We start from the raw sequence: 24,903 nt of genomic DNA, 5'->3' as shown, positions 1-24,903 counted from the left end.
TTTAAGAACGGATAACAGGTCAGAAGACGCATAAATAGGTAGAATGCTGGCTGGGTTAAACAGAAATAATAATTATCCATCCAGGAGAACAGTAATGCGTATCTCTTTGGCCTGCCTGCTGGCGCTTGTTGCGCTTCCGGCTGGCGTTCTGGCGCAGGACGCGCCTGTAAATAAACAGGTCCATGACACCCCTGCCGTTCGCGGGAGCATTATCGCCAACCTGTTACAGGACCATGATAATCCATTCCTGCTGTATCCCTATGAGAGCAACTATCTGCTCTATACGTGGACCAGCGATCTCAATAAAGAAGCGATTCGCAGCTACGACTGGGCCGAGAATGCGCGTAAAGATGAAGTGAAGTTTCAGCTTAGTCTGGCGTTTCCGCTATGGCGGGGGATCTTCGGCGATAACTCGCTGCTGGGCGCTTCTTATACGCAGAAATCCTGGTGGCAACTCTCCAACAGCAAGGAGTCCGCGCCGTTTCGCGAAACCAACTATGAGCCGCAGCTGTTTCTCGGTTTTGCGACCGACTATTCGTTTGCTGGCTGGACGCTACGCGATGTTGAAATGGGCTACAACCACGACTCCAACGGCCGATCCGATCCCACGTCCCGTAGCTGGAACCGTCTCTATACCCGGTTGATGGCGCAGAACGGCAACTGGTTGGTGGAGGTGAAGCCCTGGTACGTGATTGGCAGCACTGACGATAACCCGGATATCACCAAATATATGGGCTATTACCGCCTGAAAGTGGGTTATCAACTTGGCGAGGCGATTCTCAGCGCTCAGGGGCAATATAACTGGAATACCGGTTACGGCGGAGCTGAGCTTGGGGTGAGTTATCCGGTCACCAAACATGTGCGCGTCTATACTCAGGTCTATAGCGGTTATGGCGAGTCGCTCATCGATTATAACTTTAACCAGACCCGCGTCGGCGTCGGGCTGATGCTCAACGATCTGTTTTAATCGTTGCACTCTGGCTCTCAGGCGCTGAAAATAGCGCCTGTTTTCTTTTCAGGCATATGGGGTCAACGTGGCACAGGCGGAAGTATTAAATCAGGAATCGCTGGCTAAGCAGGTTTTACAAGAAACCTTCGGCTACCAGCAGTTTCGCCCGGGCCAGGATACCATTATCGATACGGCGCTGGCAGGGCGCGATTGCCTGGTGGTGATGCCGACCGGCGGCGGAAAGTCGCTGTGTTATCAGGTTCCGGCGCTGGTGCTGGGCGGCCTGACCGTCGTGGTATCGCCGCTTATCTCACTGATGAAGGACCAGGTCGATCAGCTACTGGCTAACGGCGTGGCGGCAGCGTGCCTGAACTCAACGCAGAGCCGTGAGCAGCAGCATGAAGTGATGGCTGGCTGTCGCAGCGGGCAAATTCGTCTGCTGTATATCGCCCCGGAACGCCTGATGCTGGATAACTTCCTTGAGCATCTCAGCCACTGGAATCTGTCGATGCTGGCGGTTGATGAAGCCCACTGTATTTCCCAGTGGGGCCACGATTTCCGCCCGGAATACGCCGCGCTCGGCCAACTGCGTCAGCGGATACCGCAGATCCCGTTTATGGCGCTCACCGCCACCGCCGATGATACTACCCGTCGCGATATCGTCCGTCTGCTGGGGTTGAATGACCCGCTGATTCAGGTCAGCAGCTTCGATCGACCTAACATCCGCTATATGCTGATGGAAAAGTTTAAGCCGCTGGATCAACTGATGCGCTACGTGCAGGATCAGCGCGGCAAGTCGGGAATCATCTACTGCAATAGCCGTTCGAAAGTGGAAGATACCGCCGCGCGTCTGCAAAGCCGAGGCGTTAGTGCGGCTGCGTATCATGCGGGCCTGGAACACCAGGTTCGTGCTGATGTGCAGGAGAAATTCCAGCGCGATGACCTGCAAATCGTGGTGGCGACGGTGGCCTTTGGCATGGGCATCAACAAACCGAACGTGCGTTTTGTGGTGCATTTCGATATCCCCCGCAATATTGAATCCTATTACCAGGAGACCGGGCGCGCCGGGCGCGATGGCCTGCCTGCCGAAGCCATGCTGTTTTACGATCCGGCAGATATGGCGTGGCTCAGGCGCTGCCTTGAAGAGAAACCCGCCGGGCCGTTGCAGGATATTGAGCGTCATAAACTGAACGCGATGGGGGCGTTTGCCGAAGCGCAAACCTGCCGCCGTCTGGTGCTGCTCAACTACTTTGGCGAAGGGCGTCAGGAGCCGTGCGGAAACTGCGATATCTGCCTCGACCCGCCGAAACAGTACGACGGTTTAATGGATGCGCGTAAGGCGCTGTCGACGATTTATCGCGTCAATCAGCGTTTTGGTATGGGCTACGTGGTGGAAGTGCTGCGTGGCGCTAATAATCAGCGTATTCGCGATATGGCGCACGATAAGCTGCCGGTCTACGGTATTGGTCGCGAGCAAAGTCACGAGCATTGGGTCAGCGTTATCCGCCAGCTTATCCATTTAGGCCTGGCCACGCAGAATATTGCCCAGCACTCCGCACTACAGCTCACCGAAGCTGCTCGCCCGGTTCTGCGCGGCGACGTTACGCTACAACTTGCCGTACCGCGCATTGTGGCGCTGAAGCCGAAGGCGATGCAGAAATCCTTCGGCGGTAATTACGATCGTAAACTGTTCGCGAAGCTGCGCAAATTGCGTAAAGCGATCGCCGACGAAGAGAATATCCCCCCATATGTCGTGTTTAACGATGCGACTCTGATTGAGATGGCCGAACAAACGCCGTTGAGCGCAGGTGAGATGCTCAGCGTGAACGGCGTCGGCACGCGTAAGCTTGAGCGTTTTGGTAAAGAGTTTATGGCTCTGATCCGTGCGCACGTGGATGGCGATGATGAGTAGTCAGCCAGACGAAAAAGTGCAAATATAGTTTTCGTCCTTACTATTTTCCTGCGAGTTAATCATGTTGACGCTTTTCCTCACCGTGGCGCTGGTGCATATCATTGCGCTGATGAGTCCGGGACCGGATTTTTTCTTTGTTTCACAAACCGCTGTTAGCCGCTCCCGCAAAGAGGCGATGATGGGCGTCCTGGGGATCACCTGCGGCGTGATGGTGTGGGCGGGCGTAGCGCTGCTCGGCCTGAACCTGATTATCGAGAAAATGGCCTGGCTGCACACCATTATCATGGTCGGCGGCGGGCTGTATCTATGCTGGATGGGCTTCCAGATGCTGCGCGGCGCGCTGAAGAAAAGCGACGTAGCGGCGGCGGAGCCACAGGTTGAGCTGGCGCGTAGCGGTCGCAGTTTCCTGAAGGGGCTACTCACCAATCTGGCGAACCCGAAAGCGATTATTTACTTCGGTTCTGTGTTCTCGCTGTTTGTTGGCGACGACGTTACCGCCAGCGCGCGCTGGGGCATTTTCCTGCTGATCGTGCTGGAGACGCTGGCCTGGTTTACGGTAGTCGCCAGCCTGTTTGCCCTGCCGGGGATGCGCCGCGGCTATCAGCGGATGGCGAAGTGGATCGACGGCTTCGCCGGCACGCTATTTGCCGGTTTTGGTATTCATTTGATTATTTCACGCTAAGTCTCCTGCGGCCCGTCCAGGGGTTTATGGGCGGGCCGGGTATTAATGACGGAGCTGCTGCAAATCGTCAGGTGTGAGACCGGTCATTTCCATAACCGCAGTATCATCGATGCCCCGGTTGAGCATTGCTTTTGCGACTTCCATAAAGGCGGCGCGCTTGCCATTTTTTATGCCTTCCTTCATGCCTTCCTTGATGCCCTTCTGCATACCTTCCTCGAGCCACTTTTCTGCCAGAGTCATCAGTACTTCTCCATGCTGCGGCACCCGCTGTGCCAGCTCATATAATAGCGGCCGAACGTCCTGCTCTTCTCCCGCCTGGGTCATATATTTTATCAGTACGGTAATTTGTTGTCTGCTCATCTGTTCGAGCATCAGCAGGCTGGTGAGCTTGTCCAGAAGCTCAGCCATCTCACGCTGGCGAATGTGCTTTTGCACCAGCGTCAGGGCCGCCATGCTGCGGTGCTGCATGATTTCGTCGTCGGGGATAACGGTGATATCCACCAGCGGAAAGGCATTGGCGTAAAGCTGACGCGCAGTATCCGGATCGGCAAAGCTTTCCAGCCAATTCAGGGACCAGGGGTAGGGGCTTCGCCGTCCCTGATAAAAGAGTATCGGGATCACCAGCGGCAGCGTCTTGTGCCCATTCTCGAGATGCCTCTGCATGGCGGCGATGGCGTAACGCATCAAGCGAAACGCCATCAGTTTATCGGGCGAGCTTTGGTGTTCAATCAGGACATGCACGTAGCCCTGACCGCTGGTGGTCTCCAGTGAATAGAGTATATCGCTGTAATAAGGCCGCAGGTCGTCTTCAATAAAGCTCCCTGATTCCAGGCGCAGCGTATCCAGTTTGCAAATCTGAATGAGCGAGGGCGGCATGTGGATCTCAATAAAGTCCCGCGCGGTTTCCACGCGGGAGAGAAAGGTTCTGAATACCGCATCATGTGGAGTTGCCGCTTCCGCCATTGTTTTCGTCCATGAATAAGAGCATCTGACGGCATTCTGGCATTGGCGCTGCGGAGTCGACAGTACGCAAAAGAATTATCTTCTCTCTTTGCGTGCACCCTCGAGTGACGGTGTTGCTGCGTCCACAAGGTGAACCTCAAATTGCGAGCGTGATTCCATTCATCAGGCGTGACGGGCGGAAGCCAGCAGCGCCCCGACCAGCATAAACAGCGAGCCGAATACCTTGTTCAGCGCCTTCATCTGTTTCGGCCCCTTAATCCACGCCGCGATGCGTTGGGCCAGCGTCGCGTAGCCTATCATCACAATGATATCGACCACGATAGTGGTGGTGCCGAGTACGAGGTACTGCATCACCTGAGGCTGATTGGGCACGATAAACTGCGGGAAGAGCGCGGCGAGAAACACGATGCTTTTCGGGTTGGTCAGGTTGACGAACACCGCGCGTTTAAAGAGTTTCCCACGAGTTTGCGCTTTCGCCAGGGTATTGAGATCGATTGAACCCGCGGCCCGCCATTGCTGAATCCCAAGCCAGATAAGATAGGCAGCACCCGCCCATTTGAGGATTTCAAAGGCTAACAGCGAGCGGGAAAATAGCGTACCCAAACCGACGCCGACCAGCACGATATGAATGCCCAGCCCGGTCTGTAGACCAGCAATAGAGGCCGCCGCACCGCGATAGCCATGGTTAATTGAGGTGGTCATGGTATTAATCGCCCCGGAACCCGGCGACAGGCTGAGAATAATAGATGTCAGCAGATAGGCACACCACCACTCGAACGTCATGAGAACTCCCTGATTGTCTGTTTTTATGCCACAATACGCTATTGTGTAAGCATTGTGTGATGCACGATAAAAAAACGATTTTCAGCGGTTATCAGGGGTGTAAGCCCGATGTTTTTGCAGCAAAAGGACTGGGAAACACGAGAAAACGCGTTCGCGGCCTTTACCATGGGGCCACTGACCGATTTCTGGCGTCAGCGAGAAGAAGCGGAGTTCAGGGGCGTGGATAATGTTCCGGTGCGCTTTGTTCGCTTCTGCGCCAAAAGTAATGACCGGGTGATTGTTATCTGTCCGGGTCGCATTGAAAGCTACGTTAAGTATGCCGAGCTGGCTTACGATCTCTTCCATTGCGGTTTTGATGTGATGATTATCGATCATCGCGGGCAGGGTCGTTCCGGACGGATGCTTTCTGATAGCCACCGTGGACACGTCGTCAATTTCAGCGATTACGTTGATGATCTTGCCGCATTCTGGCAACAGGAAGTGGTTCCGGGGCACTGGCGGAAACGGTATATACTGGCTCACTCGATGGGCGGAGCTATTGCGACGCTATTTTTGCAGCGTCACCAGCAGCATTGTGACGCGATAGCGCTCTGCGCGCCGATGTTCGGGATTGTCATGCGTTTTCCTGACTGGATGGTGCGCCATATTCTCGATTGGGCTGAGGGCCATCAGCGCATTCGCGAAGAGTATGCCATCGGTACCGGCCGCTGGCGGGCGTTGCCCTATGCGGTCAACGTGCTGACGCATAGCCGTCAACGTTATCGTCGCAACCTGCGTTTTTATGCCGATGACCCGCAGCTGCGGGTCGGCGGGCCGACGTTCCACTGGGTGCGTGAGGGGATCCTCGCGGGCGAAGAGGTGTTGGCTGGGGTAGAAAAAGACGTCACGCCAACTTTGTTGCTCCAGGCTGAAGAAGAGCGGGTGGTTGATAACCGTATGCACGATCGCTACTGTGAACTCCGTGCCGCTGCCGGTCATCCCTGTGAAGGGAATAAGCCGTTTGTCATAGAAGGGGCATACCATGAGATCCTTTTTGAAAAGGACGCCCTGCGCTCAGTCGCGCTGAATGCTATCGTCGATTTTTTCCGTCGACATAATTAATCTGGCGAAACGCTAGTCGCCCTGCTTAGAGGTTAAAATTTTTATGTACCAGGTTGTTGCGTCTGACTTAGATGGCACGCTGCTTTCCCCCGATCACTGCTTAACTCCCTACGCTAAAGATACGCTGAAGCTGCTTACCGCACGCGGTATCAACTTTGTGTTCGCGACCGGCCGCCATTACATTGATGTTGGGCAAATTCGCGATAATCTCGGCATTAAATCCTACATGATCACCTCCAATGGTGCGCGGGTGCACGATAGCGAAGGGAATCAGATCTTTGCTCACAACCTTGACCGCGATATCGCCACCGACCTGTTTGAGATGATGCGCAACGATCCGGCGATTGTGACCAACGTTTACCGTGAAGATGAGTGGTTTATGAACCGCCATCGTCCTGAGGAGATGCGTTTCTTCAAAGAGGCAGTGTTCAACTACAAGCTGTATGAGCCGGGCGAGCTGGACCCTGAGGGGATCAGCAAGGTCTTTTTCACCTGTGATAAGCATGAGCAGCTACTGCCGCTGGAGCAGGCGATCAACGCGCGCTGGGGTGACCGCGTAAACGTGAGTTTCTCTACCGTGACCTGCCTGGAAGTGATGGCAGGCGGCGTATCGAAGGGTCATGCGCTGGAAGCAGTGGCGAAAATGCTCGGCTATAGCCTGAAAGAGTGCATCGCCTTCGGCGACGGCATGAACGATGCGGAAATGCTGTCGATGGCGGGTAAGGGCTGCATTATGGTTAACGCGCACCAGCGCCTGAAGGACCTGCATCCTGAGCTGGAAGTGATCGGCAGCAACGCCGATGACGCCGTACCGCACTATCTGCGTAAACTGTATCTCGACTAAAAAAGATTGACAACTGCTCTATAATTGAGCAGTTGTCAACTGACCTCTTCGCTACAATGAGTGTTCTTTAATCTACGAGACATTCATTGTGGCGCTACTGATTATCACCACCATTCTGTGGGCCTTTTCCTTTAGCCTGTACGGCGAATATTTGGCGGGTCATGTCGATAGCTATTTCGCGGTGCTGGCGCGCGTTGGCCTGGCGGCGCTGGTGTTTTCACCCTTCCTGCGTACGCGTGGACAAAGCCTGACAACTATTGGCTTGTATATGCTGGTGGGCGCGATGCAGCTTGGCATCATGTATATGTTGAGCTTCCACGCCTACCTCTATTTGACGGTCTCTGAGCTCCTGCTATTTACCGTTCTGACGCCGCTCTACATCACCCTAATCTACGATCTCATGAGCCGACGTCGCCTGCGCTGGGGCTATGCCTGCAGCGCGCTGCTGGCGGTTATTGGCGCAGGAATTATTCGTTATGACCAGGTGACCAACCATTTCTGGACCGGTCTGATCCTGGTACAGCTCTCCAACATCAGCTTCGCTATCGGGATGGTGGGCTATAAGCGCCTGATGGAAACGCGCCCGATGCCGCAACATAACGCTTTCGCCTGGTTCTATATCGGGGCGTTTCTGGTGGCGGTAGTTGCCTGGACTCTGATGGGTAACGCGCAGAAAATGCCAGAAACGTCGCTACAGTGGGGCATTCTGGCCTTTCTTGGCGTGGCGGCGTCGGGAATCGGTTATTTTATGTGGAACTACGGTGCCACCCAGGTGGATGCTGGTACGCTCGGCATCATGAACAATATGCACGTGCCTGCCGGGCTGCTGGTGAACCTTGCCATCTGGCAGGAGCAGCCCCGCTGGCCGAGCTTTATTATTGGAGCTCTGGTGATCCTGGCCTCGCTATGGGTCCATCGGCGTTGGGTCGCTCCGCACTCCTCACAAACGGTAAGTGGTCGCAAGCGTGGTTCCGCGCTGAGCGAATAAACGCCTCGGTGGCCGGCTGCCGCTGCTCGCCATCGCGCACTGCGGCGTACAGCCGGCTCCACAGTCCCTCGCCCAGGGTTTTGGTCACCACCAGGCCCTGGCGTTCAAAGTTTTCTACTACCCAGTGCGGCAGGGCAGCGATACCCATCCGTGCGGCCACCATCTGAATTAACAGTAACGTATTGTCGACGCTCTTCAACTGCGGGCTGATCCCTGCAGGCTGTAAAAAGTGACGCCAGATATCCAGGCGCGCGCGCTGCACCGGGTAAATCAGCAGCAGCTCGGTGGCTAAATCCTCAGGCGCAATCCGCGTTTTTGCCGCTAGCGGATGATCCGGCGCCATCACCAGACGCACTTCAAAATCAAACATCGGTGAATAGTGCAGACCGCTGCGCGGCAGAATATCAGAGGTCATCACCAGATCCAGCTCACCCTGCTGCAACCCCGGCTGCGGGTCAAAGGTGACTCCGGACTGAAAATCCACTTCCACATGGGGCCAGCGGGTGCGGAAATTCTCCAGAGCCGGGGTGAGCCATTGAATACAGCTATGGCATTCGATGGCGATACGCAGACGGGTTTGCTGCGGTTCATTGCAATCCTGCAAGGCGCGGCTAATTTGCGGCAGTACCTGATTGGCTAGCTGTAGCAGGATCTCTCCCTGTGGGGTAAAGCGCAGCGGCTGGCTCTTACGCACAAATAGACGAAAGCCAAGGCGCTGTTCCAGATCGCTGAACTGGTGGGACAAGGCGGATTGGGTCTGGTGCAGGGCCGCAGCCGCGCCTGCCAGAGAACCGCTATTCCGCAACGCCTGGAGCGTTTTCAGGTGTTTAATTTCGATCATGAAAGTCCTTCACTTCGGCATGAATAATTTGCGCTTGAGGAATATACAGTAACTGCCAATTATGGATGTGTAAACATCTGGATGGCTAAATACAAAAAATTCCATAAGAGGCATAACATGACAATCCTGAATCACACCCTCGGTTTCCCTCGCGTTGGCCTGCGTCGCGAGCTGAAAAAAGCGCAAGAGAGCTACTGGGCGGGCAACAGCTCCCGCGAAGAGCTGCTGGCGGTTGGGCGTGAGCTGCGTGCTCGCCATTGGGATCAGCAGAAGCAGGCAGGCGTTGATCTGCTGCCGGTGGGCGATTTCGCCTGGTACGACCATGTTCTGACCACCAGCCTGCTGCTCGGCAACGTGCCGGCTCGTCATCAGAACAAAGACGACTCCGTCGATATTGATACCCTGTTCCGCATTGGCAGAGGTCGCGCACCGACCGGTGAACCGGCTGCCGCCGCGGAGATGACCAAATGGTTTAACACTAACTACCACTACATGGTGCCGGAGTTCGTGAAGGGCCAGCAGTTCAAACTGACCTGGACTCAGCTGCTGGATGAAGTGGACGAAGCGTTGGCGCTGGGCCACAAGGTCAAACCCGTTCTGCTGGGGCCGGTCACTTACCTGTGGCTCGGTAAGGTGAAAGGCGAGCCGTTCGACCGCCTGAGCTTGCTGAACGATATTCTGCCGGTTTACCAGCAGGTGCTGGCTGAGCTGGCAAAACGCGGCATTGAGTGGGTACAGATTGATGAACCAGCGCTGGTGCTCGAGCTGCCGCAGGAATGGCTAGCGGCCTTCCAACCGGCTTATGAGGCGCTTAGAGGCCAGGTTAAGCTGCTGCTGACCACCTATTTTGAAGGCATTACGGCGAACCTTGAGACCATCACCGCGCTGCCGGTGCAGGGTCTGCACGTTGATTTTGTTCACGGTAAAGATGACGTAGCAGAGCTGCATCAACGTCTGCCTGCCGACTGGCTGCTCTCTGCGGGGCTGATCAATGGTCGCAACGTCTGGCGCGCCGATCTCACCGAGAAATACGCGCAGATTAAAGACATCGTCGGTAAACGCGATCTGTGGGTGGCTTCTTCTTGTTCCCTGCTGCACAGCCCGATCGACCTGAGCGTGGAGACTCGTCTGGATGCGGAAGTGAAGAGCTGGTTTGCCTTCGCCTTGCAAAAATGCGCCGAGCTGGCGCTGCTGCGTGATGCCCTGAACAGCGGTGATACTGCCGCAATTACCGAATGGAGCGCGCCGATCCAGGCCCGTCGCCACTCGACTCGCGTGCATAACGCGGCGATCGAAAAACGCCTGGCGGCGATTACCGCTGAGGACAGCCAGCGCGCGAGCGCCTATAAAGTGCGTGCCGAAGCGCAGCGGGCGCGCTTTAAGCTCCCGGCCTGGCCGACCACCACTATCGGCTCTTTCCCGCAAACCACGGAAATTCGCGGCCTGCGTCTGGACTTCAAAAAGGGCAATCTCGATGCGAATAACTATCGTACCGGCATAGCAGAGCACATCAAGCAGGCGATTGTGGAGCAGGAGCGCCTGGGGCTGGACGTGCTGGTGCACGGTGAAGCTGAGCGTAACGACATGGTGGAATATTTCGGTGAACACCTGGACGGTTTTATCTTCACCCAGAACGGCTGGGTGCAGAGCTACGGCTCCCGCTGCGTTAAACCGCCAGTAGTGATCGGCGATGTTAGCCGCCCGCAAGCGATCACCGTTGAGTGGGCAAAATACGCCCAGTCGCTGACCGACAAACCGGTAAAAGGAATGCTGACCGGTCCGGTGACCATTCTTTGCTGGTCATTCCCGCGCGAAGACGTGACTCGTGAAACCATCGCGAAGCAGATTGCGCTGGCACTGCGTGATGAGGTAGCAGACCTGGAAGCCGCCGGGATCGGTATTATCCAGATTGACGAACCGGCGCTGCGCGAAGGTCTGCCGCTGAAGCGCAGCGACTGGGATGCCTACCTGGCGTGGGGCGTCGAAGCTTTCCGCATCAACGCCGCCGTGGCGCAGGATGACACCCAGATCCACACCCATATGTGTTATTGCGAGTTTAACGACATTATGGATTCCATTGCCGCGCTGGATGCCGACGTCATCACCATTGAGACCTCGCGTTCCGACATGGAGCTGCTGGAGTCGTTCGAAGAGTTCGACTATCCGAACGAAATCGGGCCGGGCGTCTACGATATTCACTCGCCGAACGTCCCAAGCGTGGAGTGGATTGAAGCCCTGCTGAAGAAAGCGGAGCAGCGTATCCCAGCAGAGCGCCTGTGGGTGAACCCGGACTGCGGCCTGAAAACCCGCGGCTGGCCGGAAACCCGTGCCGCGCTGGCTAACATGGTCAAAGCCGCGCAGAACCTGCGTCAGGGGTAATGTAGAATTACCCGTCTCTCAGACGATGGTGAACCCGTAGGTCGGGTAAGGCTCTAGCCGCCACCCGACAAAATGCAGCACACGCTATAAATCAAACTGTGGGAGGCTTCGGCCTCCTTTTCTCATTATTCCCCCGCCAAAAACGATCGTTAATTCGCCTTTATGATCGTCCTCACAAACGTAATAACATTATATTGTTATAACAATTGCCACCAAAATAATAAAGGAACCTCTGTATGGACTACAACCAGGTGGGAAATGCGATTGTGAAGCACTGCGGTGGCCTGTCGAATTTGCTGCATGTCACCAACTGTATGACCCGCGTCCGAATGACCATCGGTGAGCAATCACAGGTGGATATCGCCGCGCTCAAAAGTATCGACGGCGTGCTCGGCGTAGTGGAGGACGATACCTTGCAGGTGATCGTCGGGCCGGGGAAATCGACCAAAGTTGCGAATGTGATTAACGCGCTGCTGAAAGACCAGCCTGCGGGTGACGCGCCGCTCAGCAGCGTAGAGCAAAAAGCAAAGCTCGCGCGGGAGAAAGCGAAAAAGCAGACCCGCACTAAAGTTATCCTCAAACATATCGCCAATATCTTTGTACCAATTCTACCGTCGCTGATTGCGGCCGGTATCCTGATGGGCATTAACAACGTGCTGGTCAACTCCGCTGCTTCCTGGGCGCTGGCGCATCACGTCGCGGCGCTGGGGGATCTGTCGCCGACTCAGGTAGTACTCGACCAGCGGCACATGCTGGGCGTGAGCCAGTTTCTCGATATCGTCTCGAAGGCGCTGTTCGGTTTCCTCGCCATCTATACCGGGGTGACGGCGGCGAAGGAGTTTGACGGCAACGCGGTGATGGGAGGCCTGCTGGGGGCGATCACTATTGTGCCGCAGATTACCGCGCTGGGGCTGATCCCGGGGCAGGGCGGGCTGATTGGCGTCATTCTCTGCGCCTGGCTAATGTGCCTGCTGGAAAAACAGGTTCGGCGCTTTGTGCCGGATATTGTGGATGTGGTGGTGACGCCGACTATTGTGCTGGTGGTGATGGCTGCGGCGCTGCTGCTGGTGATTATGCCCGTGGCGGGCGTGGTTTCTAACGGCATTCTGCATGGGCTGAACGGCCTGCTTTCTACCGGCGGCATCGCAGCGGGCTTTGTGCTCTCGGCGCTGTTCCCGTTCCTGATTTCGCTCGGCCTGCACCACGGCTTGTTCCCTATTCACCTGGAGATGATCAACGCCACCGGCCACGCGCCGCTGTTCGCCATCCAGATCATGTCCAATGCCGGAATGGTCGGGGCGGCGACGGCGGTACTGCTGCTGACCCGCGATCCGGTGATGAAGAAAATCGCTAGAGGCGCAATCCCAACCTCCATTCTGGCAGTAGGCGAACCCACCATTTTCGGCGTCAATATTCCGGCCGGATTCGCCTTTATTACCGGCTCCATCGGTGCCGGTTTTGGCGGAATGATGGTGGTGCTGCTGGGCGTCTCGACCAACGGCGTTGGCGCAGCCGGGCTATCCGCGCTGCCGCTCATCGCTGACGGTAAATATTTGCAGTACATCATTTCCTGGCTGGTCGGCTGCGCCGCGGCTTTTGTACTGACTTACATCGTTGGCAAAATGCGCGGTTACGATAAAGAAACGGCGTGAAGGAAGGATTAAGGAGTAAAGCATGAAAGCGATTATGTTGATGTTTGATTCGCTGAATAAGCGCCTGCTGTCGGCCTACGGCAGCGATCGGGCGATTACGCCGAATTTTCAGCGGCTGAAGGAACGCACGGTCCGTTTCGATAACGGCTACGTCGGCAGCATGCCCTGTATGCCCGCCCGCCGGGAGTTGCATACCGGACGCTATAATTTTTTACACCGCGGCTGGTCGCCGATCGAGCCGTTCGATGATTCGGTTCCGGAGCTGCTGAAGAAAAACGGCATTCACACTCATCTGGTGACGGACCACAAGCACTACTGGCGCGACGGCGGGGCGACCTATCATTCGCGCTACAGCACCTACGAATTTGTGCGTGGTCAGGAAGGCGACGCCTGGAAAGGCGTCGTTGATAAGCCAGAATATCGCTACGAATCCGGCGAGCCGGAGGAGATCAAGCAGCGGAAGATCGCCAGCCGGGTACAGCATCAGATCAACGTGCAGTTTATGCACAACGAAGAAGATCATCATCTGGCGCGGACGATCGGCAAAGGGCTGGAGTTTATTGATACCAACCACGCCAGCGATAACTGGTTTTTACAACTGGAGTGTTTCGATCCGCATGAGCCGTTTTTCGTGCCGGAAAAGTACCTGAAGATGTACGGCATTGACGATCCTTCGCAGTTCGACGGCTGGCCTCCGTACTACTTTGTTACCGAAAGCGCCGAACGCAAGAGCATGATCCAGAAGTATTATATGGCGCTGCTAACCATGGTCGATGCGTATGTTGGCAAGGTGCTGGATCATATGGATCGCTACGACCTGTGGCGTGATACGATGCTGATCGTCAATACCGACCACGGTTTTCTGCTCGGTGAGCACGAGTGGTGGGGAAAAAATATCATGCCGCTGTATAACGAAGTGGCGAATATTCCTTTATTTATCTGGCACCCGCAGTACGGCGGTGCGGGCGAATCCCGCCAGGCGCTGGCGCAAACAATTGATATTCCGGCGACGCTGCTGGACTGCTTCGGTCTGGATAAACCGGCGGATATGCAGGGCATGTCGCTGCTTCCCGCGCTGTGCGACGATACGCCAGTGCGTGACTATGCCCTGTTTGGCTATCACGGCTGCCATATCAATATTACCGATGGTCGCTATGTTTATATGCGCTCGCCCATTGAACAAGGCATCGATGGCCTGTACGAATACACGCTGATGCCGACGCGCATTAATCGCCGTTTTACGCCGCAGGAGCTGCGGGAGACGACGCTGCATCCGCCATTTAGCTTTACCAAAGGCTGCCCGGTGATGAAAATCCCCGCCGAGTCGGTGATGACCCGCGGCGCCGATCGCTTTGGTCATCGTTTGTATGACTTAGAGTCCGACCCGACGCAGCAAACCCAGTGCCGTGATGAACAGGTCGCGCGGCGGCTAGTGGAGCAGATGATTCGCATGATGCAGGAAAACGATGCGCCCGCTGAGCTGTACGCGCGCTATGGTCTGGATGATGCGCAAAGTCCGCTGCTGGGGCTGGATCCGCATCTGCTGCCGGAGCTGGCCGTCTTTGCGCCGCAGGTGCGCTACGGCCTGTTTGCGCTGCTGCAGCATCTGGAAGGTAGCGGTCAGCATGCGCTCGCAGAGAAGCTTCAGTCATCCTGCCAGCCAACATGGGATAGGGAAAATTTGTGGGCTTTCGTGCAGAACGATGTTCCAGAGGAGCAGCATCAGAGCGTGTACTATAAGATGGCGCTAGAAATGCGACTTGATTAAGGGGTAGCCCCGGCTTCGGCCGGGGAACAGGAGTGCCAAGTTAATGAAAGAAGAACTGGACTATTCTCGCGGTGCGAAGCCTTTATACGCTCAGCTTTACGACATTCTGCTGGAGAAGCTGAGAAGTGGGGCCTATAAGAAGAATGATGTCCTGCCTACCGAAGCCGAGTTTGAAGAGCTTTTTGGCGTCAGCCGCATTACGGCGCGGCGCGCGCTGGCTGAACTGGCTGCCAAAGGGCTGGTAAAACGCCAGGCCGGTATCGGCACGATGGTCATCAGCACCTCCGAGAAACAGGGAGTAAAGACCCGCATCCGGCTGGTCGACGGCCAGCAGCAACACTCTATTTCGCGACACAATCTGACACTGGAACATCTTTTGCCGCCGCCGGACGTGGCGCAGGCATTCGCTCTCCCGGCGGAGCAGAAAATTCAGCGTCTCACCCGCACGATTTATCGGCAAAATGAACTCCCCGCGCAGGTAAACTACATCTGGCTAACGCCGCGTCTGGGCGAATTGACGTTAGAAGCGTTTAAAGAAGGGTTGTACAGCGCGCTGGAGCTGCGCGGCGAGAACATCGAAGGCTATAAAGATACGATTACCGCCGAGCTGCCCACCGCGCAGGACTGCGATATTTTGCAGGTTGCCGCAGGGGAGCCGCTGTTGGTGAAGACCCGTCTGGGCTTTAACGATCGTGGCGAGCTGGTGGAATACACCATCGCCCGCCATATCGCCAGCTGCTATCAGTACGTTGTCGAGAATAACTAATGGCAGAGTATACCGGGCCATCGAATCAGGGAAAATCAGCATGATCAATGGCTGCCACGTGATGGCAAAACCAAGCGGCTCGGTGTGTAACATCGATTGCACCTACTGCTTTTATCTGGAAAAAGAAGCGCTTTATCCAGAACGCAATAAAAACTGGCGCATGTCCGACGAGACACTGGAAAACTATATTCGCCAGCATATCGAGGCCCAGTCTGGCGATGCGGTGACCTTTGCCTGGCAAGGCGGTGAGCCGACGATGATGGGGCTGGCGTTCTTTCGCCGCGTCGTTGAGCTTTGTGGTAAATACGCCAACGGCAAAAAGATTGATCATGCCCTGCAAACCAACGGCGTGCTGGTGGACGATGAGTGGGCGCAATTTTTTGCCGAGCAGCGTTTTCTGGTGGGCTTGTCGATAGACGGCCCTGCGCATCTGCATAACCAGTACCGCGTCAACCGCGCCGGAAAGGGAACTCACGATAAGGTCGTTGAGGCAATGGCGCTGCTGAAGGCGCATAACGTCGAGTTCAACACCCTGACGGTGGTCGGCAAGCATAACGTCGATCACGCCCGAGAGGTCTATGACTTCCTGCTGGCGGCGGGCTCACGCTATATGCAGTTTATTCCGCTGGTCGAGCGCATGAGCAGCGACGCCTCGTCGCCGCTGCAGCTGGTGCTGCCGGGAGAGAGCGCGGCAAGGCTCGCGCCCTGGACGGTGCCCTCCTGGCAGTTCGGTGAATTCCTGAACCAAATTTTCGATATCTGGGTACGACGCGACGTCGATAGCGTCTACGTGCAGATGTTTGACGTTGCATTAGCGGCGTGGACCGGTCAGCCGCCGGTACTGTGCGTGCATTCCCAAACCTGCGGACATGCTTTCGCGCTGGAATCGAACGGCGATTTGTATAACTGCGATCACTTTGTTTATCCAGAACATAAGCTGGGTAATATTCACCAGCAGAGCATTCGTGAGTTAAACAATAGCGAACAGGCCATCGCCTTTGGTCAGGCCAAAAAAGAGACGCTGACGGCGGATTGCCGCAGCTGCGAGTTCCGCTTTGCCTGCCATGGCGGCTGTCCGAAGCACCGTTTTGCCGTTTCGCCGAGCGGGCGTCCTGGCCACAACTATCTGTGCGCGGGCTATAAGCACTTTTTCAAGCACGTGACGCCTTATATGAACGTCTGGCGGCAGCTTCTGGACAGTGGCTATCCGCTTCCGGCGATTATGCAGTGGCTGGCGAAAGAGGCGCAGCAGCAGCCGAAATCGGCTACCCGCAACGACCCTTGTCCGTGCGGCAGCGGGCGTAAATATAAAAAATGCTGCGGAGCGCAGCATTGAGGTTGCCAGAAGGTCTATAGAAACCCCTATGTATCATGCAATTCACTCGCCAGCGACATAGTGAAAGCCTGGTGGAGTATGGCATCATAGCGTGCAGACAACAGTAAAATCAGGGTGATGAATGTGAAACAGGTAACGCTATACGATGTCGCAGATCACGCGGGGGTCTCCTACCAGACCGTTTCCCGTGTGGTGAATCAGGCTGACCATGTTTCCGCTAAAACCCGTGAAAAAGTTGAAGCCGCGATGGCGGAGCTGAATTACATTCCCAATCGCGTTGCGCAGCAGCTGGCGGGAAAACAGACGCCGCTTATTGGCGTAGCGACTGCCAACCTTGCGCTGCACGCGCCGTCACAGATTGTCGCGGCCATCAAATCTCGCGCCGACAGATCAGGCGCCAGCGTCGTGATTGCCATGGTGGAGCGCAACGGTGTTGAAGCCTGCAAAGCGGCGGTACATAACCTGCTGACGCAACGGGTAACCGGTTTGATCGTTAACTATCCGCTCGATGAAAATGACGCTATTGCGGTGGCGGCAAGCTGCGGCAACGTGCCGGTACTCTTTCTCGACGTTTCCGACCAGTCCCCCATTAACAGCATTATTTTTTCTCACGATGACGGCGCGCGTCTGGGTGTTGAACATCTGGTAGAGCATGGGCATCAGCGCATTGCGCTACTGGCCGGGCCGCATTCTTCGGTTTCCGCGCGGCTGAGACTCGCAGGCTGGCATAAATATCTGGCGCACTATCAGCTACAGCCGGTTGCTGAAACAGAAGGCGACTGGAGCGCGATGTCCGGTTTTCAGCAAACTCAGCAAATGCTTAATGACGGGACGATCCCCTCCGCCATACTGGTGGCTAACGATCAGATGGCGCTGGGCGCGATGCGGGCGATTAGCGAATTTGGTCTACGCGTGGCGAGCGACATTTCCGTTATTGGTTATGACGATACTGAGGATAGCGCCTGCTATATCCCACCGCTGACGACCATCAGGCAGGATTTTTCGCTGCTCGGCAAAACGAGTGTAGACAAACTGCTGCAACTCTCTGGCGGAGAACCCGCGACTAACAACCAGCTACTGCCCGTGTCATTGATTCAACGTAAAACCGTTCGGCCTCCCAACAACCACACGACCTCCCCTGAGGTCCTCGCCGATTCACTGATTCAGCTTGCTCGTCAGATTTCCCAGCTATCGCCCAAAATATGAACGGGTAAAATTGTGTGAGTGAGTTCACTCATTGCTCATCTCATCCTTTACAGAAATAACGTTATACGCCTATTTTGATTTAAATTGTGAGCGGATAACAATTTCTATAAGGATACAGATATGTCCCTGAATACAGATTCACTCGTCGCGGTGCTGGCTCGACGCGACTGGGAAAACCCAGGCGTAACGCAACTCAACCGCCTGGAGGCGCGCCCTCCTTTTTACAGTTGGCAAAATGCTGATGACGCTCGCGCTAATCGGAAATCTGCGCAGAAATTCAGTCTGAACGGACAGTGGCAATTTGCCTGGTTTGCCTCGCCTGAAGCGGTGCCGGAAAGTTGGCTGACAAGCGATCTGCCGCAGGCGGATACCATCAACGTACCGTCCAACTGGCAGATGGACGGTTATGATGCACCGATTTATACCAACGTCACCTATCCCATTCCGGTTAACCCGCCATTTGTACCGACTGACAATCCTACTGGCTGTTACTCGCTCACATTTTGTATTGACGAGGCCTGGCTTCAGGAAGGACAAACGCGAATTATCTTTGATGGTGTGAATTCCGCGTTCCATCTGTGGTGCAACGGGCGCTGGGTGGGCTATGGGCAGGACAGCCGCCTGCCGTCTGAATTTGATCTTAGCGATTATTTGCACAGTGGCGAAAACCGTCTGGCGGTCATGGTGCTGCGCTGGAGCGATGGTAGCTATCTGGAAGACCAGGACATGTGGCGGATGAGCGGGATTTTCCGCGATGTTGCTTTGCTGCATAAACCCACCACGCAAATCAGCGACCTGCGGATCAACACCCGTTTCAACGATGACTTTAGCCGCGCGGTTCTGGAAGCGGAAGTCCGGGTGAAGGGCGAGCTGCGCGATAATTTACGCGTGACGGTACAGCTGTGGGATGGCGAAACGTTAGTCGGCGAAAAAAACGCCCCATTAGGCAGTGACATCATTGATGAGCGCGGCGCTTACCATGACCGAATCACCCTGCGTCTGAACGTCGAAAACCCAGCATTATGGAGCGCCGAGACGCCGAATCTGTATCGTGCCGTGGTGCAACTGCATACCGCCGACGGTACGCTGCTGGAAGCTGAATCCTGTGACGTTGGCTTCCGTCAGGTCAGCATTGAAAACGGCCTGCTGCTGTTGAACGGCAAGCCATTGCTGATTCGCGGCACCAACCGTCATGAACATCACCCGGAGAACGGTCAGGTGATGGACGAGGCGACGATGGTGCAGGACATTCTCCTGATGAAGCAGAACAACTTTAACGCCGTGCGCTGCTCTCATTACCCGAACCACCCGATGTGGTACACATTGTGCGATCGCTATGGCCTGTATGTGGTGGATGAAGCCAACATCGAAACTCACGGAATGGTGCCGATGAATCGCCTGACCGACGATCCCGACTGGCTGCCCGCCATGAGCCAGCGCGTGACGCGGATGGTGCAGCGCGATCGCAACCATCCGAGCATTATTATCTGGTCATTGGGTAACGAATCGGGTCACGGTATAAATCATGACGCGCTGTATCGTTGGTTGAAATCAGAAGATCCGTCCCGCCCGGTGCAGTATGAAGGCGGCGGAGCCAACACTGCCGCCACCGATATTATTTGCCCGATGTACGCCCGCGTCGATCAGGATCAGCCTTTTCCTGCCGTGCCGAAATGGTCAATCAAAAAGTGGCTGTCGCTACCCGGAGAGCAGCGCCCGCTGATCCTCTGCGAATATGCTCACGCGATGGGTAACAGTTTCGGCGGCTTCGCCAAATACTGGCAGGCATTCCGCCAGTATCCGCGTCTGCAGGGGGGCTTCGTTTGGGACTGGGTGGATCAGTCGCTTATCAAACACGATGCTGATGGCAAGCCGTGGTCTGCGTATGGCGGTGATTTTGGCGACACGCCTAACGATCGCCAGTTCTGCATGAATGGCCTGGTATTTGCCGATCGCACGCCGCATCCGGCATTGTATGAAGCCAAACATGAACAGCAATTTTTCCAGTTTGCGCTGCTGCCGGGGGCCGAACGTAAGATTGAAGTCACCAGCGAATACCTATTCCGCCACAGTGATAACGAGGTTCTGCACTGGTCGCTGGCGCTGGATGGTAATCCACTGGCTTCAGGCGTGGTGACGCTGGATATCCCGCCGCAGGGGCGTCAGGTCATCGCGCTACCTGACTTCCCGAAACCGGAAACCGCAGGCCAGCTGTGGCTGACCGTTCGCGTTGAACAGCCTCAAGCAACCGCATGGTCGCAGGCCGGACATATTTGCGCCTGGCAACAATGGAAGCTCGACGAGAAACTCTGTACGCAGCTGCCGCAGCCCGCCAACCACGCGCCAAAGCTCGATGCCAGCGAGAGCACATTCAGCATCACAGTGAACGAGAAGCGTTGGGAGTTTAGCCGCCAGCAGGGCGTATTGACGCAGTACTGGATTGGCGAAGAAGCACAACTGTTGACGCCGCTTATTGACCAGTTTACGCGCGCGCCGTTGGATAACGACATCGGCGTGAGCGAGTCAACCCGCATTGATCCTAACGCCTGGGTGGAGCGCTGGAAGGTCGCCGGTCACTACCAGGCTGAAGCCACATTGCTGCAATGCGATGCCGACGCACTGGCCAATGCAGTACAGATAACCACCGCACATGCCTGGCAGTATCAGGGGGAAACGCTGTTCGTCAGCCGTAAAACGTACCGTATCGACGGCAACAGCGAGATGCGAATAGAGGTCGACGTTGACGTTGCCAGCGGCACGCCTCACCCGGCACGTATCGGTCTGAGCTGTCAGCTCTCGCAGGTGGCTGAGCGGGTTAGCTGGCTGGGATTAGGGCCACATGAAAACTATCCGGACAGGCTTTCCGCTGCCTGCTTTGACCGCTGGGATCTGTCGCTGGAGGAGATGTATACCCCGTATGTTTTCCCGACTGAAAATGGTCTGCGCTGTGGAACCCGTGAACTCAAATACGGCCCGCACTGCTGGCGTGGTGATTTCCTGTTCAACATCAGCCGCTATGGTCAGAAACAGTTGATGGAGACCAGCCACCGCCATCTGCTACAGCCGGAAGCTGGAACCTGGCTCAATATTGATGGTTTCCATATGGGCGTCGGCGGCGATGACTCGTGGAGTCCTTCGGTTTCGCCGGAATTCCTACTTAGCGCCGGACGCTACCACTACCAGCTGGTCTGGGGTCAAAAGTAAAAACACTCGGGCAGGTTCACGCCTGCCCGCATTCAGGGTAAGGAAGTCCATATGTACTATTTAAAAAATACTAACTTTTGGATGTTCGGCTTTTTCTTCTTCTTCTACTTTTTTATCATGGGTGCTTATTTCCCCTTCTTTCCTATCTGGTTACACGATGTAAACCATATAAGCAAAGGAGATACGGGGATCATTTTCGCCTGTATTTCACTATTTTCGCTTCTGTTCCAGCCAGCCTTCGGTTTGCTATCCGATAAGCTTGGCCTGCGAAAACATCTGCTGTGGATCATCACCGGGATGCTGGTGATGTTCGCCCCGTTCTTTATTTACGTTTTTGGTCCCTTATTACAGGTAAATATTTTACTGGGGTCGATTGTTGGCGGGATCTACCTTGGCTTTATTTACAATGCCGGCGCACCGGCGATTGAAGCCTATATTGAAAAAGCCAGCCGCCGGAGCAACTTTGAATTTGGCCGCGCCCGCATGTTTGGTTGCGTAGGCTGGGCGCTATGCGCCTCGATTGCCGGAATTATGTTCACCATCAATAACCAGTTTGTCTTCTGGCTGGGTTCCGGTTGCGCCGTTATTCTGGCCTTGCTGCTGTTCTTTTCAAAAACAGATGCGCCTTCTTCTGCGAAGGTCGCCGATGCGGTGGGGGCCAACAACTCAGCTTTCAGCCTGAAGCTAGCGCTGGAGTTATTTAAACAGCCTAAACTCTGGTTCCTCTCGTTGTACGTGGTCGGCGTCTCCTGTACTTACGATGTATTCGACCAGCAGTTTGCTAACTTCTTCACTTCTTTTTTTGCTACCGGTGAACAAGGCACTCGCGTATTCGGCTACGTCACCACCATGGGGGAGTTACTGAATGCCAGCATCATGTTCTTTGCGCCGCTGATTGTGAATCGTATTGGTGGAAAGAACGCTTTGCTGCTGGCAGGCACGATCATGTCGGTAAGGATTATCGGCTCGTCTTTCGCCTCCTCCGCACTGGAGGTCGTGATCCTCAAAACGCTGCATATGTTTGAAATACCGTTCCTGATCGTCGGCTGCTTCAAATACATCACCAGCCAGTTTGAAGTCCGTTTCTCCGCCACGATTTATCTGGTCTGTTTCTGTTTCTTCAAACAGTTAGCGATGATTTTTATGTCCGTTCTGGCCGGGAATATGTATGAGAGTATTGGCTTCCAGGGGGCTTATCTGGTGTTAGGGATAATTGCGCTGAGCTTTACGCTGATTTCTGTATTTACCCTTAGCGGGCCGGGACCTTTTTCCCGCTCTTTCGCACAATCGGGTAAACAGGCATGAATACAAAAAATAAAGAGGGAATGCCATCGATGAACATTTCTATGAGAGATAAAATAAAAGCAGGAGAACTGTTTACCGATATGTGCGAGGGCCTGCCAGAAGAGAGATTACGTGGCAAAGAACTCATGTACGAATTTAATCACACGCGTCCATCAGAGGTGGAAAAAAGAGATAAACTGATTCGTGAGATGTTTGGAAAAGTGGGAAAGCATGTGTGGGTAGAACCGCCGGTTTATTTCTCTTACGGAACTAATATCCATATTGGCGATAATTTCTACGCGAACTTTAATTTTACCATTGTGGACGATTACACGGTCACCATTGGCGATAACGTTTTAATTGCGCCAAATGTGACGATCTCTGTCACAGGGCATCCCGTTCATCACGAGTTGAGAAAAGCCGGAGAGATGTTCTCCTTTCCGGTCACCATCGGCAATAACGTATGGATTGGCAGCAATGTAGTTATCAATCCAGGTATAACGATTGGAGACAATTCGGTTATTGGCGCGGGTAGCGTTGTCACCAAAGATATCCCGCCGGATGCCGTTGCCGTCGGTGTTCCTTGTAAGGTGATCAGAAGTATTAATGAAAGAGATAAAATATTTTATTATAAAAACTACACCGTCGGCTCAGAGGAATAATGACGCTATTATGCCGTCAGTTTCCCCGGTCTTACGACGCTGACCGGGGCCCTGTGGTGGTGTTTGTTGCCGGAGGCCAGCGTTACGCTTCCGGCACCTCGTCAACGATGCGGTTACGCAGGCAGCCGATATTTTCAATTTCCACTTCAATCGTATCGCCATCCTGCAGGAACAGCGGCGGGGTGCGTTTTTTCCCCACACCGCCCGGTGAGCCAGTCAGAATGACATCACCCGGCGTCAGAACGCAGAAGGTGCTGATATAGGCAATCAGCTCCGGAACGCTGTGGATCATGCTGGCGGTATTGTCGTTCTGTACTTCCATGCCGTTGAGCCGGGTTTTGATCGCCAGCGCGTTAGGGTCGGCGATTTCATCCCGCGTCACCAGCCAGGGGCCAAAACCGCCGGTCGATGGCCAGTTTTTTCCGGCAGTAAACCAAGCGTGCTGCCAGTCGCGGGCCGAGCCGTCCATATAGCAGCTGTACCCGGCAACGTGCTCCAGCGCCCGCTCCGCGGGAATATTGCGCCCGCGTTTACCGATCACTAGCGCCAGCTCTCCCTCGTAATCAAACTCGTGGCTGGCAGCCGGTTTAATGATGTCGCCCAGGTGCCCGCACTGGGAATCCGGAAAGCGGATAAACAGCGTCGGGTCGGGATCCTGCTCGTCAAATTCCAGTCGTTTGGCCTGGTAGTTCATCCCGACGCAGAGGATCTTTTGCGGGTCGGGGATCAGCGGCAAAAATTCGATCTCATCGAGGGCGTAATCGATCGCCATATGCGACAGCATTTCTGCTGGAATGTTGTCCATGGCCGCCAGAAAAGACTTCAGCGACGGATATTGCAGAAAATGCCGGGTTAAATCGACAACGCCGCCCTCCCGCAGCAGACCATAGCGGGGGATATTGCTTACGCAAAAACTGATTAACTTCATTAATAACTCTCAGTATTTTCATCACAAAACAGAGGTCCCGCCGGGAAGTGGACTAAAAAACCGGTGGTGGTCAGTAGTTCACTCAGCCCGCGGAACACGATGCATCGGAGGGCGGCTTCATCGTCGAGGGATGTTAACACGGCCTCTCCTTTTTCACCCAACACGCCGCCCTGCCAGAGTATTCGCTGCGCCTGATCCTGTAGCCATGGGGAATCGCTTCGCCAGGCGAGGATGTGCAGCAACGTCTGGCGAATGGCGATATCGTCGCCGTGTCCGTCGCGGTGCAGGCGTGACCAGACCGGCAGCGCTACGCTGCGTACGGTCTCAACCAGATCGGGTAGGTCAGCCGTCAGGCCGGGAGCCTGGCGAAAGCGCCGCAATACGTCGTCGCAGAGCGGGTTCTGCGCCAGAGGCTGTTGGCGGGCAAGACGCAGCCCGGCGGCGGCGTAGACCGGCTCCGTCAGCACCGTTGCGGCCCGGCGGGTGTCGTCCACCGGTAGCTGGAGTATTTTTAGACCGGAGGCCAGTTTGCTGGCCAGTTCCAGTGACTGGTGAAGATAGCCGGCCAGCGTGGTTCTGCTTATCCGGGCGGCGGTATATTCAGGTATTGCTGTTTCAGACATCTCTTTCTCCTTGTAGGGTATTCCGGCTTGCA

General features: G+C 55.3%; 20 protein-coding genes. 15 read left to right on the top strand and 5 right to left on the bottom strand.

All coding sequences use genetic code 11. The annotated features are described in order from the left end of the window. Positions 1 to 94: 94 nt before the first annotated feature. The 3 genes from pldA to rhtC all read left to right on the top strand — a co-directional run bounded on the left by pldA (position 95) and on the right by rhtC (position 3,543). Positions 95 to 967 carry a phospholipase A gene (gene pldA / locus ACMYSL_RS27930; protein ID WP_434660808.1) on the top strand — a complete coding sequence of 291 codons (873 nt, stop codon included), beginning with the start codon at positions 95 to 97 and terminating at the stop codon, positions 965 to 967. Between the two features lie 67 nt (positions 968 to 1,034). Further along, positions 1,035 to 2,861 carry an ATP-dependent DNA helicase RecQ gene (recQ, locus tag ACMYSL_RS27925; RefSeq protein WP_434660806.1) on the top strand — a complete coding sequence of 609 codons (1,827 nt, stop codon included), beginning with the start codon at positions 1,035 to 1,037 and terminating at the stop codon, positions 2,859 to 2,861. Positions 2,862 to 2,922: 61 nt separating this feature from the next. Next, positions 2,923 to 3,543 (top strand): threonine export protein RhtC, encoded by a 621-nt coding sequence (rhtC, locus tag ACMYSL_RS27920; RefSeq protein ID WP_182235565.1) that lies wholly within the window; start codon positions 2,923 to 2,925, stop codon positions 3,541 to 3,543. Positions 3,544 to 3,585: 42 nt separating this feature from the next. On the opposite strand, the gene ACMYSL_RS27915 is transcribed toward rhtC, so the two are convergent. After that, complete coding sequence (locus ACMYSL_RS27915) at positions 3,586 to 4,506, bottom strand: Rpn family recombination-promoting nuclease/putative transposase (protein WP_434660804.1); 921 nt, start codon at positions 4,504 to 4,506, stop codon at positions 3,586 to 3,588. Between the two features lie 162 nt (positions 4,507 to 4,668). Beyond that, positions 4,669 to 5,289, bottom strand: a complete 621-nt coding sequence (rhtB, locus tag ACMYSL_RS27910) for a homoserine/homoserine lactone efflux protein (protein WP_434660802.1) — start codon at positions 5,287 to 5,289, stop codon at positions 4,669 to 4,671. Positions 5,290 to 5,397: 108 nt separating this feature from the next. Here rhtB and pldB point away from each other — a divergent pair, with 108 nt between their 5' ends. The 3 genes from pldB (at position 5,398) to ACMYSL_RS27895 (ending at position 8,222) form a co-directional block, all read left to right on the top strand. Further along, positions 5,398 to 6,390, top strand: a complete 993-nt coding sequence (gene pldB / locus ACMYSL_RS27905) for a lysophospholipase L2 (RefSeq protein WP_182235568.1) — start codon at positions 5,398 to 5,400, stop codon at positions 6,388 to 6,390. A gap of 43 nt (positions 6,391 to 6,433) precedes the next feature. Beyond that, on the top strand, positions 6,434 to 7,234 hold the full coding sequence (yigL, locus tag ACMYSL_RS27900) for a sugar/pyridoxal phosphate phosphatase YigL (protein ID WP_434660801.1): 801 nt from the start codon (positions 6,434 to 6,436) through the stop codon (positions 7,232 to 7,234). Positions 7,235 to 7,322: 88 nt separating this feature from the next. Next, positions 7,323 to 8,222 (top strand): carboxylate/amino acid/amine transporter, encoded by a 900-nt coding sequence (locus tag ACMYSL_RS27895; RefSeq protein ID WP_434660799.1) that lies wholly within the window; start codon positions 7,323 to 7,325, stop codon positions 8,220 to 8,222. Here the strand turns inward: ACMYSL_RS27895 and metR are convergent. Further along, complete coding sequence (gene metR, locus ACMYSL_RS27890; RefSeq protein WP_434660797.1) at positions 8,110 to 9,063, bottom strand: HTH-type transcriptional regulator MetR; 954 nt, start codon at positions 9,061 to 9,063, stop codon at positions 8,110 to 8,112. The genes ACMYSL_RS27895 and metR overlap by 113 nt on opposite strands. A gap of 117 nt (positions 9,064 to 9,180) precedes the next feature. Here metR and metE point away from each other — a divergent pair, with 117 nt between their 5' ends. From metE to lacA, 9 genes are all read left to right on the top strand, one after another. After that, a complete protein-coding gene (gene metE / locus ACMYSL_RS27885) occupies positions 9,181 to 11,442 on the top strand; it encodes a 5-methyltetrahydropteroyltriglutamate--homocysteine S-methyltransferase (protein WP_434660796.1) in 2,262 nt (753 codons plus the stop codon). Between the two features lie 236 nt (positions 11,443 to 11,678). Continuing rightward, on the top strand, positions 11,679 to 13,094 hold the full coding sequence (locus tag ACMYSL_RS27880) for a PTS transporter subunit EIIC (RefSeq protein ID WP_182235572.1): 1,416 nt from the start codon (positions 11,679 to 11,681) through the stop codon (positions 13,092 to 13,094). 22 nt (positions 13,095 to 13,116) lie between these two features. After that, complete coding sequence (locus ACMYSL_RS27875; RefSeq protein ID WP_434660794.1) at positions 13,117 to 14,862, top strand: sulfatase; 1,746 nt, start codon at positions 13,117 to 13,119, stop codon at positions 14,860 to 14,862. Positions 14,863 to 14,905: 43 nt separating this feature from the next. Then, positions 14,906 to 15,628, top strand: a complete 723-nt coding sequence (locus ACMYSL_RS27870) for a GntR family transcriptional regulator (RefSeq protein WP_182235574.1) — start codon at positions 14,906 to 14,908, stop codon at positions 15,626 to 15,628. Between the two features lie 40 nt (positions 15,629 to 15,668). After that, positions 15,669 to 16,964, top strand: a complete 1,296-nt coding sequence (locus ACMYSL_RS27865) for an anaerobic sulfatase maturase (RefSeq protein ID WP_434660792.1) — start codon at positions 15,669 to 15,671, stop codon at positions 16,962 to 16,964. 123 nt (positions 16,965 to 17,087) lie between these two features. Next, a complete protein-coding gene (locus ACMYSL_RS27860; protein ID WP_434660790.1) occupies positions 17,088 to 18,170 on the top strand; it encodes a LacI family DNA-binding transcriptional regulator in 1,083 nt (360 codons plus the stop codon). A gap of 120 nt (positions 18,171 to 18,290) precedes the next feature. Further along, positions 18,291 to 21,374: a beta-galactosidase gene (locus ACMYSL_RS27855; RefSeq protein ID WP_434660788.1), complete on the top strand. Its 3,084-nt coding sequence runs from the start codon at positions 18,291 to 18,293 to the stop codon at positions 21,372 to 21,374. A gap of 51 nt (positions 21,375 to 21,425) precedes the next feature. Further along, positions 21,426 to 22,679 (top strand): MFS transporter, encoded by a 1,254-nt coding sequence (locus tag ACMYSL_RS27850; RefSeq protein ID WP_182235578.1) that lies wholly within the window; start codon positions 21,426 to 21,428, stop codon positions 22,677 to 22,679. Between the two features lie 29 nt (positions 22,680 to 22,708). Further along, a complete protein-coding gene (gene lacA / locus ACMYSL_RS27845) occupies positions 22,709 to 23,320 on the top strand; it encodes a galactoside O-acetyltransferase (RefSeq protein ID WP_434664300.1) in 612 nt (203 codons plus the stop codon). A gap of 82 nt (positions 23,321 to 23,402) precedes the next feature. Here the strand turns inward: lacA and ACMYSL_RS27840 are convergent, their stop codons facing one another. Together ACMYSL_RS27840 and ACMYSL_RS27835 are read right to left on the bottom strand one after the other, a co-directional pair. Continuing rightward, positions 23,403 to 24,248, bottom strand: a complete 846-nt coding sequence (locus tag ACMYSL_RS27840; protein WP_181484123.1) for a fumarylacetoacetate hydrolase family protein — start codon at positions 24,246 to 24,248, stop codon at positions 23,403 to 23,405. Beyond that, positions 24,248 to 24,871 carry a hypothetical protein gene (locus ACMYSL_RS27835; protein WP_434660785.1) on the bottom strand — a complete coding sequence of 208 codons (624 nt, stop codon included), beginning with the start codon at positions 24,869 to 24,871 and terminating at the stop codon, positions 24,248 to 24,250. Before ACMYSL_RS27835 ends, ACMYSL_RS27840 begins: the two co-directional genes overlap by 1 nt. Between the last annotated feature and the right edge of the window lie 32 nt (positions 24,872 to 24,903).

Origin of the sequence: Klebsiella sp. MISC125 (genome assembly GCF_051131775.1) — a bacterium.
Classification (GTDB): domain Bacteria; phylum Pseudomonadota; class Gammaproteobacteria; order Enterobacterales; family Enterobacteriaceae; genus Klebsiella.
This window is presented reverse-complemented; position numbering and strand designations above follow the sequence as displayed.